Source organism: Curtobacterium sp. MCLR17_043 (assembly GCF_003224215.1).
Taxonomy (GTDB): domain Bacteria; phylum Actinomycetota; class Actinomycetes; order Actinomycetales; family Microbacteriaceae; genus Curtobacterium; species Curtobacterium flaccumfaciens.
Map to the genome: position 1 here is coordinate 1 of NZ_QKLH01000018.1, position 12,728 is coordinate 12,728.

Below are 12,728 nucleotides of genomic sequence, written 5' to 3' on the forward strand. Positions count from 1 at the left end.
GGGTGGAGGGGGTGGAGTGCGGGGCGTTCGACGTGAAGTGCGCGATGGTCTCGGCCGGCAGGGGCGGGACGTCGATGGGGATGGACCCGTTGCGGAGCGAGCGCGTGGCCAGCGCGCCGGCGGCGACCGCGGCACGGGCCGCGATCGGGGAGAGCTCCGACGGTTCGCCGAACGCGACGGACCGCAGGAACTCGGTCATGGTGAGCAGGTCGGCGTCGGCGTGCCCGTCCTGGACGCCGTCGATCGGGTACTCGCGGTCCCCCGTGGTGTCCCAGCCCCGGCGGTGCGTCCAGACCTTCACGACGCCACCACCGGTGTCGCCGATGTTCTCGAGGCGCCCCTCGGTGCCGATGACGGTGTAGTTCCGCCAGTAGTCCGGGGTGAAGTGGCACTGCTCGTAGCTGGCCTGCACCCCGTTGTCGAGCGTCATCATCACCATCGAGACGTCCTCGACGTCGACGACGGGGTTCAGCCCGGTCTGGGCGAGCGGCGGCCAGTTGTCGTGGGAGAACCAGTCCCCCATGAGCTCGCCGCTGCGGTCGCGCCGGTCGGTGACGTCGCCGTAGACCGACAGCGAGCCCATCCCGACGACCCGGGCGGTGTCACCCCCGCCGAGCGCGTGGATGACGTCGAGGTCGTGGCTCGCCTTCTGCAGGAGCAGGGAGTTCACCTTGCTGCGGTCGGCGTGCCAGTCCTTGAAGTAGTAGTCACCGCCGTTGCCGACGAAGTGCCGGCACCAGACGGCCTTGACCTGACCGATCTCGCCGCGGTCGACGATCTCGCGCATCAGGCGGACGACGGCGGCGTGCCGGAAGTTGTGCCCGACGTACAGCGGCGTCCCGGTCTCCGCCGCGGTGTTCAGGACGGCGTCGGCGTCCTCGACCGTGATGGCCAGCGGCTTCTCGAGGTAGACGGCGATGCCCGCGCGGAGCAGGTCGATCGCGATCTCGGCGTGGGTCCAGTCCGGCGTGGTGACGATGGCCGCGTCGACGTGACCGGTGAGGTCACGGTGGTGTTCCACCACCAGGGCGTCCGGGTACTCGTCGTGCCCGCGCCGCCGACCGGCCGCGGTGACGTCCGCCACGGCCACGACCCGTGCCTGCAGCGCCGCGTCGTCGGCCGTTGCCTCGGCCACGTGGCGGGCGATGGCGGACCGCTGGCCCATCCCGATCACCGCGACGCGGAGTCCTGCGTTGTCAGCGCCCATGCTCACAGCTCCCTTGCGTGAATGTGACGCCCATGATGCCGAATCGATCATGAATGCACAATAGGCGCTCACGGATCGCTCACGCATCCGTGCCGGGGAGGGTTTTACACGATCGAAACGTCCGGACCGTTCCGGGGTGGCCGCAGGGGGTGCTCAGTCGGCGACGACGAGCTCCACGCCGGCGCTGGCCAGGTCAGCAGCGAACGAGGCAGGCACCGGCTGGTCGGTGACCAGGACGTCGATGCGGTCGAGCGGGCAGATCCGGGCGAAGGTCGACCGTTCGATCTTGGTCGAGTCGGCGACCACGACGACGCGTCGTCCGACCGAGGCGAAGTGGCGGCTGACCTCGGCCTCGCCCTCGTGCATGGTGGTCGCGCCGTACTGGCCGGTGAGACCGTCGACGCCGAGCACCACGAGGTCGAGGGCGAACTCGTCGAGGGTGTCCCGGACGAGCGGCCCGACGAGCTCGTAGGACTGCCGCCGCGCCACTCCACCGGTGACCACGATCTTCACGTTGGCGCGGACGGACAGCTCGTACCCGACGTTCAGCGCGTTCGTCACGATCGTGATGCCGAACTCGCCGTCGGCGCGGATGAACCGCTCGCTCTTGCCGAGTTCACGCGCGACCTCGGTCGTGGTCGTCCCGCCGTTGAGGCCGACGGTCTCCCCCGGCTGCACCAGTCGGGCGGCCGCGCGGGCGATCGCCGTCTTCGCCTCGGCCTGCCGGGCGATCTTGTACTGCAGCGGGAGCTCGTACCCGGCCCCGAGTGCTGCCGCTCCCCCGTGCGTGCGCGTGACGAGCCGCTGGTCGGCGAGGGTCGCGAGGTCACGGCGAGCCGTCGCGGCGGAGATCCCGAGCAGCTCCCCGATCTCGGCGATCGACACGTTGCCGCGTTCGCTCACCAGTTCGAGCAGGGCGTTCAGCCGCTGTTGGGGGGTCATGACGGTCATCCTACGGCGTCACCACCGTCCCCCGGTGATCGGAAATGACGTTTTCCCCTTCCCTTGCGCACGATCGCTCGCTACGCTTCCTGATCATCGATCACCCGGATCGATCCGGACCCGGAAGGCTCCCATGACCGACACCTTCGTGAGCGCTGAACTGGCCTCGCAGCCGGAGACCTGGCGTGCAGCCGCCGCGCTCCTGCCGACCTTCGCCGACGCGCTCCCCCAGCCGGGCGAACGCGTGGCCGTGATCGGCTGCGGCACGAGCTGGTTCATCGCCATGAGCTACGCCGTCGCCCGTGAGCAGGCGGGCCTCGGTGTGACCGATGCCTTCGCCGGATCCGAGTACCCCGCGTCCCGCGAGTACGACCGCGTGCTCATGATCAGCCGCTCGGGCACGACGACCGAGATCGTCGACCTGCTGCAGGCCCTGCCGTCGCAGCGGACCGTCCTGATCACGGCCGTCGCCGACAGCCCTGCCGCGGCCGTCGCCGACCAGGTGATCGCCCTGCCCTTCGCCGACGAGCGCTCGGTCGTCCAGACCCGCTTCGCCACCACGACGCTCGCACTGCTGCGGGCGTCCATCGGTGACGACGTCGACGCGCTCGCAGCCCAGGCCGAGACCGCGCTGACGGTGCCGATCGACGACCTGCTCGACGCCGAGCAGGTCTCGTTCGTCGGTCGTGGGGCCGCAGTCGGCCTGACGTTCGAAGCCGCGCTCAAGACGCGTGAGGCCGCGCAGTTCTGGGCTGAGTCCTACCCGGCGATGGACTACCGGCACGGTCCCATCGCGATCGCCCAGCCCGGCCGGCTCGTCTGGTCGCTCGGCACGGCACCCGAGGGCCTGGCCGACGAGGTCGCCACCACCGGCGCCCGCTTCGTCCAGCACGACCTCGACCCGATCGCCGGACTCGTCGTGGTGCACCGGTTCGCCGTCGCCCTGGCCGAGGGACGCGGGCTCGACCCGGACAACCCCCGGTCGCTCACCCGGTCGGTCATCCTCACCTGATGGGTGGCGCAGGCGCGGTGCTCGGGGTCGACGTCGGCGGCACGGGCATCAAGACCCGGCTGACGACGGCCGACGGACTCGTCCTCGACGAGACTCGGGTACCGACGCCGCGCGACGACCCGGGCGCCGAGCGCCTCGCCGCCGTCGTCGCCGAACTGGCCGCACAGGCCACCCGACGGGCGCCGCTCGGAGCCATCGGGGTGGTGACCCCCGGCGTCGTCGACGAGACCCGCGGCACCGTGGACCTGTCCGTCAACCTCGGGTGGCGCGACGTCCCGGTGCGTGACCTCGTCCGTGCCGAGCTCCTGCGTCACGGGATCGACGTGCCGCTCGCCTTCGGCCACGACGTCCGCGCCGGCGCCCTGGCCGAGGTCCGGGCCGGTGACCCGGCGCTCTCGCGGGGGTCGGTCTCGTTCGTGCCGGTCGGCACCGGGCTCGCGAGCGCCCTGGTGGTCGACGGCGTCGTCGTGTCCGGCGGTGGCTGGGCGGGGGAGATCGGGCAGGTCCGCATCCAGACCGGTCCGCACGCGGGCCACCGCGTCGAGGAGATCGCGTCCGCCGGGGGAGTCGCACGTCGTTCCGGCGCGCCGTCCGCTCACGCCGCCATGCTCCTGGTCCGCCAGGGCGACCCCGCTGCCCGTGCGGTCTGGGACGACTGCGTCGCGGTCCTGGCCGACGCGCTCGCCTGGACGACCGCGGTCGCCGGGGTCCACACCATCATCGTCGGCGGGGGACTCGCCGAGTCGGGGCCGCTGCTGCTCGACCCGCTGCGCGACGCCGTCACGGAGCGCCTGCAGGGCGTCCGTGTCCCCGTCGTCGTCCCCGCCCGGCACGGCGACGCAGCCGGCGCCATCGGAGCGGGGATCCTCGCACGCGCGCTGCTCGAGACCGAGACCGGGGTCCTGCTGTGACCACCCTCGTCCGGGCCCATCGCATCGTCACGGCCCAGGCAGACCTGCACGACGGCTGGCTCGTCATCGGTGACGACGACACCGTGCTGGCGACCGGCACCGGGTCCCCGATGCGCACGGACACCGCCGTCACCGTCGACGGCGCAGTCGTGCCCGGGTTCGTCGACCTGCACGCCCACGGCGCGCTCGGGCACGACTTCGCCGGGTGCTCCGCCGAGGACGCCCGTGCCGCCGCTGGGCACCACCGGTCACGGGGCACGAGCACCCTGGTCGGGTCCATCGCCACGGGCGAGCGCGCGGACACCGTGGCGGCCCTCACCCGGCTCCGGCCGCTCGTCGCCGACGGCACGCTCGCCGGACTGCACCTGGAGGGGCCGTGGCTCGCGCCGGCCCGTCGCGGGGCGCACCGCGTCGACCTGCTGCACGCCCCGGACCCCGCCGAGGTCGACGCCTACTGCGACGCCGCGGGTGGCGCGATGCGGATCGTCACGCTCGCGCCGGAGCTCCCGGGTGCACTCGACGCCGTCGCCCGTTTCGTCGACGCCGGGGTCGTCGTCGCCGTCGGCCACACCGACGCCACCGCCGAGCAGACCCGCCGCGCGGTCGACGCCGGGGCCTCGCTCGTCACCCACCTGTTCAACGGGATGCCCCCGCTGCACCACCGTGCGCCCGGGCCGGTCGGGGTTGCGCTCTCCGACGACCGTGTGCTGCTCGAGTGCATCGTCGACGGCCACCACTTGGACCCGGTCGCCGTCGAGATCGTCCAGCGCAGCGCTCCGAGCCGGATGGTCCTGGTCTCCGACGCCATGGCGGCGACGGGCTGCCCCGACGGGGCGTACACGGTGGCCGGATCGGCGGTGACCGTCCGCGACGGGCTCGCCGTGCTCGCCGACGGTTCGTCGCTGGCGGGCAGCACGATCACGGTCGCCGACGCCGTCCGCCGCCTGCTCGACGCCGGGACCGACCTGCCCGAGGTCGTCGCGGCGTCCGCGGGGCGTGCCGCACGCCTGCTCGGGGCTCCGGCACCGCTCAGCGTGGGCGCCCCCGCCGACCTGGTCGTGCTCGACCCGGAGCGCGGCAGCGTCCGAGCCCTGCCGACGGCGGTGGTCGCATGATCCTCGTCGTCACCCCGAACCCTGCCGTCGACGTGACCTACCGGGTCGCCGAACAGCGCATCGGCGAGACCCAGCGCGTGCTCGAGGTCCAGCGGCGCCCGGGCGGCAAGGGCCTGAACGTCGGACGGGTCCTCGCCGCCACCGGTGTCCCGACCCACGCCGTGGTGCCCCTCGGCGGCGACGGCGGGCACTGGATCGCCCACGCCCTCGACGACCTCGGACTCGCCCACACCGACGTCGCTGTCCAAGGCGAGACCCGCACGACCGTGACGGTGGTGGACGACCTCGCCCACCCGACGATGTTCGGCGAGCCCGGACCCGTGCTCAGCCCCGACGAGTGGGACACCGTCACCAGCGCGGTCGAGCAACTGCTCGACGACGGCGTCGCCGGCGGCACCCGCGGTGCCGCCGGCGCCCCGGCCGCCGCGGCCCTGGTCGTGTCGGGCTCACTGCCCCGCGACACCGACCCCACGGTCGTCGCCCGCTGGGTCACCACCGCCCGCCGCCGCGGTGCGCTCTCCGTGGTCGACTGCTCGGGCACCGCGCTGCTGGCTGCCGCGTCGGCCGGGGCGACGGTCTGCAAGCCAAACCGCGAGGAACTGCTCGAGGCCACGGGCACGGACGACGAGCGCTCGGGGGCACTCCGGCTCCTCGGACTCGGCGCGACGGTCGTCGTGGTCTCTCGCGGCTCCGACGGCATCGCCGCCCACACCACCGAGCACGTGCTCGAGGTGCCGGCGGTCCCCGGGGTCTCGGGTAACCCCACCGGCGCCGGCGACGCAGCCACCGCCGGACTCGTCGGTGTCCTGGTCGATGTCCTCGTCGGTGCTGGCCTCTCCGCGCCCGACGGCAGCGTCCCGGCCCCCGACGACGCCACCCTGTTCCGAGCCCTCCGCTCCGCCGCTGCACACGGGGCCGCCGCCGTCCTCCAGCCGGTGGCCGGCGTGGTCGACCCGGCAGACGTCGACCGCTTCCTGTCCACCCCGCCCGCTCCCGCCCACGACCGAACGAGGACCCCCGCATGATCACCGACCTCGCCCTCACCGGCCTGCTCGACACCGCCCGCACGGCTCGCCGCGGGGTCGGTGCGTTCAACGTGGTGCTGCTGGAGCACGCCGAGGCGATCGTCTCCGGCGCCGAGCTGGCCGCTCTGCCGGTGATCCTGCAGATCAGCGAGAACTGCGTCCGGTACCACGGTGGCCTCGCACCGATCACGACCGCGACCCAGGCGGTCGCACGTGCCGCCGACGTCGAGGTCCTCGTGCACCTCGACCACATCGAGGACCCGGAGCTGGTGGTGGCCGGTGTCGACCTGGGCGTCGACTCGGTCATGTACGACGGCTCACACCTGGACTTCGCCGCCAACGTGGCAGTGACCCGCGAACTCGCTGCCCGGTGTCACGCCGCGGGCGTCGCGATCGAGGCCGAGCTCGGCGAGGTCGGCGGCAAGGACGGTGTGCACGCGCCCGGCGTCCGCACCGATCCGACCGACGCCGCCGCGTTCGTGGCCGACACCGGGGTCGATGCCCTGGCGGTCGCGGTGGGGACCTCGCACGCGATGCAGACCCGCGAGGCGTCGGTGGACCGTGACCTGGTCGAGCGCCTCCGTGCCGCGGTGCCGGTGCCGCTCGTGCTGCACGGGTCCTCGGGCCTGTCCGACGACGAACTCCGTGGCGCCGTGCACGCGGGGATGACGAAGATCAACATCTCGACGCACCTGAACGGCCTGTTCACCCGTGCGCTCCGTACCGTGCTCGATGAGCGGCCGGACGTCGTCGACCCGCGCAAGTACGTGTCGGCGGGCCGGGACGCCATCGCCACCGAGACGGCACGGCTGCTGACGCTCCTGCACGCCTGACGCGCGAGCGGGCGCGAGCTGGCGCTCAGCAGAGCGGGACGTTCACCGCGAGCCCGCCCATCGCGGTCTCCTTGTACTTCGACGACATGTCCGCCCCGGTCTGCCGCATCGTCTCGACGACCTGGTCGAGCGACACGTGGTGCACCCCGTCGCCGCGCAGGGCCATCCGGGCGGCGTTGATCGCCTTGTTCGCCGCGATCGCGTTCCGCTCGATGCACGGGATCTGCACCAGGCCGCCGATCGGGTCGCAGGTCAGCCCGAGGTTGTGCTCCATCGCGATCTCGGCGGCGTTCTCGACCTGCTCCGGCGTGCCCCCGAGGACCTCGGCGAGCCCCGCAGCCGCCATCGACGCCGCCGAACCGACCTCGCCCTGGCAGCCGACCTCGGCGCCGGAGATCGACGCCCGTTCCTTGTAGATCGACCCGATCGCCCCGGCGGTGAGCAGGAACCGCACGACGGCGTCGTCCCGTTCGGCGGCGGGGGCCTCGGCGACCGCGGGCACGTAGGTGAGCGCGTAGTACAGGACCGCGGGGATGATGCCGGCTGCGCCGTTCGTCGGGGCGGTGACGACACGTCCGCCGGTGGCGTTCTCCTCGTTGACCGCCATGGCCACGAGGTTCACCCACTCCATCGCGAAGAGCGGGTCGTGGTCGGGGTCCTCGCGGGTGAGCTGCTCGTGCCAGGTGGCGGCGCGACGACGGACGTCGAGTCCCCCGGGCAGGCACCCGCCCCGGCGGACGGATCGGTCGACGCACGACTCCATCACGCCGTGGATGCCCAGCAGTCCGGACCGGATCTCGGCGTCCGTCCGGGTGACGGCCTCGTTCGCCAGGGCGACGCCGCTGATCGGCAGGCCGGAACCGGCACACGCGGCGAGCAGCTCGGCGCCGCTCGAGAACGGGTACGGCACGGCGTCGTCGACCGGGATCGCGGCACCGGCGACGGCAGCGGATGCGTCGGCCGCGGGCTCCGCCGCCTCGTCCCGTGCGATGAACCCGCCACCGATCGAGTAGTAGGTCTCGTCGGCCAGGTCGGTCCCGTCGGCGTCACGGGCACGCAGCCGCATGGCGTTCGGGTGCCGGGGCAGCATCGTCAGGGGGTGCAGGACGATGTCGGCGAGGCGGAACGGCACGCTCGCACCGCCATCGAGGCGCAGGACACCGTCGCGTTCCACGGCGTCGAGCGCGAGGACCATGGCATCGGGGTCGACGGTCTCCGGGTGTGACCCCATGAGCCCGGCGACGACGGCACCGAGCGTGCCGTGGCCCTGCCCGGTCGACGCGAGGGACCCGTACAGGTCGACCACCACGGACGCCACGGGCAGGCCACGGACGAGGGTGGCGAACTCGGCACCGGCCCGCATCGGGCCGACGGTGTGCGAGCTCGAGGGGCCGACACCGACGCTGAACAGATCGAAGGCGGAGACCGGCACGCCGCCACACTAACCCGTCCGGACGGACCGGTGCTCAGCGCCGCGACCCCGGAGCCGTCAGCGCCGCCGACCACCCTCGGGCGGCATCACGAACCACAGCACGACGTACGCGATCCACAGCGGCCCGGGGAAGAAGCTCAGGATGACCCAGACCACCCGGACCAGGGTGCGGGACAGGTTGAAGCGATCGGCGAGACCGGCGCAGACGCCGGCCAGCAGACGACCGTTGCGGGGACGGGAGAGTGTGCTCATACCGACGACGCTACGCAACGCCGCCGGTCGAGCGCATCCGGGACGCACCCCGAGCGTGGTGGGGGAAACCCCCGGACCGGCCCTGAGCGGCCCTGGGATCAGGGGATGAGGACGATCTTGCCGCGGGTGTGGCCCTGCTCGAGCTCCTCGAAGGCGTCCTGCACGCGGTCGAGCGGGTAGGTCGCGGCGATCGGCACCTCGATGGCGCCGTTCGCCACCTCGAGGGCGAGCGCGCCGAGGATCTCCGGGTCGGCGGTGTCCGCGCTGCCCGAGGCCTTCGCCCCGACCTCGGCGGCCTCGTCGAACGCGATGATCGTCTCGATGCGGTCGACCGGCACCCCGAGGGCGATGCCGAGCCGGACGTACTCGGCGCCGTGGGTGTCGATCACGGCGTCGATGCCGTTGGTCGCGAGTTCGGTGATGCGCTCCTGCAGCCCGTCGCCGTACGCGACCGGCCGTGCACGCTTGGAGCGGAGCCACTCGTGGTTCGCCTCGGAGGCGACGGCGATGACGTCGATGCCCTCGTTCGCGAGGAGCTGGGTGACGAAGCCGCCGACCCCGCCGGCGGCGCCGGACACCACGACGGTCTCGCCCGGACGCGGGTCGACCGCACGGACGGCTGCGGCTGCGGTGGTCGCGATGACGTCGAGGCCACCCGCCACGGTCCAGTCGAGCAGGCGTGGCTTCTGGACGACCTGGACGGCCGGCACGGAGACGTACTCGGCCTGGCTGGCGCGGTCCCACGACCAGCCGATCACCTCTTCGCCCTCGTCGACGCCGTCCACCTCGGCCCCGACGGCCACCACGATGCCGGCGAAGTCGGTGCCCTGCCCGGACGGCAGATCGCCGCCGAACGCACCCTGGCGGATGGCGGACTCACCGGGGTTGATGCCCGCGGCGCGGACGCGGACGAGCACCCGCCCGGGCGTCACCTCGGGAACGGGCACCTCGGCGACGTGCAGGACCGATCGGTCACCCCACTCGTCGAAGCGGACAGCGCGCATGGTCTCCGGGATCTCAGTCATCGGAACCGACGCTACCCCGGCGCGCGGCACCCGGTCTGCGTGGACCGCTCCATCCCTGCGAGGACGCGAAAGGGAGAGGGTGCGAGACTGGGGGCATGCCCATCCTGAACAAGGACATGCAGGTCTGCATGTCGCTGGCCGCGCGCCCGAGCAACATCGGCACCCGGTTCCACAACTTCCTGTACGACGAGCTCGGCCTCAACTTCCTGTACAAGGCGTTCACCACGACCGATCTGCCCGGCGCCGTCGTCGGCATCCGCGCGCTCGGGATCCGCGGCTGCTCGGTGTCGATGCCATTCAAGGAGGCGATCATCCCGCTGGTCGACCACATCGAGGACTCCGCCGCCGCGATCCAGTCGGTCAACACGGTCGTGAACGACGACGGCGTGCTCACCGCGTCGAACACCGACTACGAGGCGATCGCCGCCCTGCTCGGGTCGCACCAGGTCGACCCGGCTTCGCGGGTGCTGCTCCGCGGCTCGGGCGGCATGGCCAAGGCCGTCACGGCGGCGTTCCGCGGCGCCGGCTTCGACCGGTTGACGGTCGTCGCCCGCAACGAGCAGACCGGCCCGGCCCTGGCGTCGCAGTACGGCTACGAGTGGGTCGCCGACGAGCGCGAGGCGGGGGAGACCGACCTGGTCGTCAACGTCACCCCGCTCGGCATGCGCGGCGACCAGCAGGACGCACTCGCCTTCGCGCCGGAACGGATCGAGGCGGCGCACACCGTCTTCGACGTGGTCGCGTTCCCGTCGGAGACCCCGCTCGTGCGGGCGGGCCGCGACGCCGGCAAGCACGTCATCACCGGCGCCGAGGTCATCGCCCTGCAGGCGGCCCGTCAGTTCGAGCGGTACACGGGCGTCGCCCTGACCGACGACCAGGTGGCGCGGGCCAGCGAGTTCTCGCGCGCCGAGTAGTCGACGCACCCACAGGGCGGACGGGAGGTGGGCCCCACCCGCCGGTTCCGGCGTGACGCGCCAGCGGCACGACGGCCGCGACGGGAGGCCCGTGGCGACGCCGCCACGGGCCTCCCGTCCGTCTCGTGGGCCGTCTCAGGCGTTCGCCGCGCGCCCGACGGCCACCCACTCGAGCCGGCGGAGCGTCTCGCGGTTGCGGATCCAGATGAGCGGCTGCATGAGGAAGTCGGGCACGTAGGAGCCCGGTCCGGCCACGGCGTTCTCGGTGATCGTGACCTTGCTGCCGTGCCGGTGCGGTTCGACCGTCAGTTCGACGCGGGCCTCGCCGATGGGCCAGCCCTTCGGCTGGATGACCATGCGGTGCGGCGGCTCCCACACCAGCGACGTCGTGACGTCGTTGATGACGATCGGCCACGCACCGAACGAGTGGTGCAGGTGGGTGCCGACCTGCGGCCAGCCGGACTCCTCCTTGCGCATGCGCGAGGCGCCGACCACCCAGGTCGTGTAGAGCCACCCGTCGCCGAGCACGTCGAAGACGGCTTCGGGACGGCAGTGCAGGATGCGGACGTTCTTCGCCATGGTGATCAGCCTTCCGGGGTGAGGTCGACGTCCTCCGGCAGGCCGAAGGTGTGCCGGAGTGCGCTCTTCGCCGCGTGCCAACCGGCCATGCCGTGCACGCCGGGGCCCGGCGCGGACGACTCGGAGCACAGGTACATGCCGCCGCCCATCCGCCACGGGTCGCTGGACAGGACGGGGCGCTTGACGAGCTGCCAGAAGCTCGCGGCACCGGCGGCGATGTCGCCACCGACGTAGTTCGGGTTGTACTCGCCCATCTGCACGGCGGTGCGGGAGCTCGACGACAGGATCGTGTCGCGGAACCCCGGCGCGAACCGCTCGATCTGGCGGGTGACGGCCTCGGTCGGGTCGACGTCCGACCCCGCGGGGACGTGCGCGTAGGCCCAGAAGACGTGCTTGCCCTTCGGGGCGCGGGTGGGGTCCACCACCGTCGGCTCCGCGCCGAGCACGTACGGGCGCTCGGCGTGCTGGCCGTTCGCGACGGCACGTTCGGCGGCCGCGATCTCCTGGCGGGTCCCACCGATGTGCACGGTCCCGGCCTTCCGCAGCGACTCGTTGGTCCACGGCACCGGGTCGGACAGCGCGAAGTCGACCTTCGCTGCCGCGTTGCCGAACCGGAAGCGACGCAGCGCCCCACGCTTCGGCGTCGGGATCTGCTTGCCCGCGATCCGGAGCATGCCGGGCACGCTCGTGTCGAACAGCACCGCCTTCGCCGGGGTGAGGTCACCGAGCGACCGGACCTCCTGCCCCGTGACGATGCGGCCGCCGTGCGCGACGAGGTCCGCGGCGAGCGCATCGACGATCGCCTGGCTGCCCCCGATCGGCACCGGCCAGCCGCGGGCGTGCGCGTAGGAGCCGAGCGACAGGGCCGCCGCCGCGGTGGACAGGGACGGCAGGTGCTGGATCGAGTGCGCCGCGACGCCGGACACCATCGCCGGGGCGGCCTCGCCGCGGAAGCGCAGGTTCCACGCGGCGGTGCCCTGCTCGAGCGCCCGCAGGCCGAAGCGCAGGACGGTCAGGGGGTGCCGCGGCACGTGCAGCAGCGCGTCGGTCGCGAAGTCGGCGACCTGGTCGGCGTTCTCCGCCAGCGGGGCCATCAGCTGCTTGAAGGCCGGCCCGTCCACCCCGAGCTCGGCGGCGGTGCGGTCGAGGTCCTGGTAGGCGATGCCGGCGCGCCCGCCGTCGAGCGGGTGGCCGTACTGCACCTCGGGCAGGCGGAGCTCGATGCGCTCCTCCATCCGGAACAGCCGGAAGAACTCGGACTGCAGGGCCATCGGGTGCACGGCGGAGCAGACGTCGTGCAGGAAGCCGGGCAGGGTGAGCTCGGCCGTGCGGGCGCCGCCGCCGATCGTGTCGTTCCGTTCGACGACCTCGACCGACAGTCCGGCGCGTGCGAGCGTCACCGCTGCCGCGAGCCCGTTCGGTCCCGCTCCGACGACCACCGCATCAACCATGCACCGAGCCTAGGGACTCGTGACTGCGTG

Annotated in this window: 13 protein-coding genes; 6 read left to right on the forward strand and 7 right to left on the reverse strand. The window is 72.9% G+C overall.

All coding sequences use genetic code 11. The features are described from left to right. Window positions 1-1,207 (reverse strand): Gfo/Idh/MocA family protein (locus tag DEJ03_RS15370; RefSeq protein WP_181422751.1); only part of this gene is annotated, 1,207 nt, incomplete at its 3' end. A 153-nt stretch (window positions 1,208-1,360) separates the two neighbouring features. Further along, a complete protein-coding gene (locus DEJ03_RS15375) occupies window positions 1,361-2,149 on the reverse strand; it encodes a DeoR/GlpR family DNA-binding transcription regulator (RefSeq protein ID WP_027466817.1) in 789 nt (262 codons plus the stop codon). A 133-nt stretch (window positions 2,150-2,282) separates the two neighbouring features. Between DEJ03_RS15375 and DEJ03_RS15380 the strand changes: the two genes are divergently transcribed. From DEJ03_RS15380 to DEJ03_RS15400, 5 genes are read left to right on the forward strand one after another with little or no spacing between them, the layout of a single operon-like run. After that, window positions 2,283-3,161 carry an SIS domain-containing protein gene (locus DEJ03_RS15380; protein ID WP_110865297.1) on the forward strand — a complete coding sequence of 293 codons (879 nt, stop codon included), beginning with the start codon at window positions 2,283-2,285 and terminating at the stop codon, window positions 3,159-3,161. Beyond that, a complete protein-coding gene (locus DEJ03_RS15385) occupies window positions 3,161-4,072 on the forward strand; it encodes an ROK family protein (RefSeq protein ID WP_071406233.1) in 912 nt (303 codons plus the stop codon). Before DEJ03_RS15380 ends, DEJ03_RS15385 begins: the two co-directional genes overlap by 1 nt. Then, window positions 4,069-5,187, forward strand: coding sequence for an N-acetylglucosamine-6-phosphate deacetylase (nagA, locus tag DEJ03_RS15390; RefSeq protein WP_110865298.1), 1,119 nt, complete (start codon window positions 4,069-4,071; stop codon window positions 5,185-5,187). Before DEJ03_RS15385 ends, nagA begins: the two co-directional genes overlap by 4 nt. Then, window positions 5,184-6,212 (forward strand): 1-phosphofructokinase family hexose kinase, encoded by a 1,029-nt coding sequence (locus tag DEJ03_RS15395; protein WP_110865299.1) that lies wholly within the window; start codon window positions 5,184-5,186, stop codon window positions 6,210-6,212. The genes nagA and DEJ03_RS15395 overlap by 4 nt, the downstream gene beginning before the upstream one ends. Next, on the forward strand, window positions 6,209-7,045 hold the full coding sequence (locus tag DEJ03_RS15400; RefSeq protein WP_181422752.1) for a class II fructose-bisphosphate aldolase: 837 nt from the start codon (window positions 6,209-6,211) through the stop codon (window positions 7,043-7,045). The genes DEJ03_RS15395 and DEJ03_RS15400 overlap by 4 nt, the downstream gene beginning before the upstream one ends. 25 nt (window positions 7,046-7,070) lie before the next feature. Here DEJ03_RS15400 and DEJ03_RS15405 read toward each other — a convergent pair whose 3' ends face one another. The 3 genes from DEJ03_RS15405 to DEJ03_RS15415 form a co-directional block, all read right to left on the reverse strand. Further along, a complete protein-coding gene (locus DEJ03_RS15405; RefSeq protein WP_110865300.1) occupies window positions 7,071-8,477 on the reverse strand; it encodes an L-serine ammonia-lyase in 1,407 nt (468 codons plus the stop codon). 57 nt (window positions 8,478-8,534) lie between these two features. Continuing rightward, window positions 8,535-8,729 (reverse strand): PspC domain-containing protein, encoded by a 195-nt coding sequence (locus DEJ03_RS15410; RefSeq protein WP_027466823.1) that lies wholly within the window; start codon window positions 8,727-8,729, stop codon window positions 8,535-8,537. Window positions 8,730-8,827: 98 nt separating this feature from the next. Next, window positions 8,828-9,754 (reverse strand): NADP-dependent oxidoreductase, encoded by a 927-nt coding sequence (locus DEJ03_RS15415; protein ID WP_071406237.1) that lies wholly within the window; start codon window positions 9,752-9,754, stop codon window positions 8,828-8,830. Window positions 9,755-9,849: 95 nt separating this feature from the next. Here DEJ03_RS15415 and DEJ03_RS15420 point away from each other — a divergent pair, with 95 nt between their 5' ends. Continuing rightward, complete coding sequence (locus DEJ03_RS15420) at window positions 9,850-10,668, forward strand: shikimate 5-dehydrogenase (protein ID WP_110865301.1); 819 nt, start codon at window positions 9,850-9,852, stop codon at window positions 10,666-10,668. A gap of 135 nt (window positions 10,669-10,803) precedes the next feature. Here the strand turns inward: DEJ03_RS15420 and DEJ03_RS15425 are convergent, their stop codons facing one another. Beyond that, entirely contained in the window at window positions 10,804-11,247 is a 444-nt protein-coding gene (locus DEJ03_RS15425) for an SRPBCC family protein (protein ID WP_027466826.1), read from the reverse strand. Window positions 11,248-11,252: 5 nt separating this feature from the next. Beyond that, a complete protein-coding gene (locus tag DEJ03_RS15430; protein WP_110865302.1) occupies window positions 11,253-12,698 on the reverse strand; it encodes an NAD(P)/FAD-dependent oxidoreductase in 1,446 nt (481 codons plus the stop codon). Window positions 12,699-12,728 lie beyond the last annotated feature (30 nt).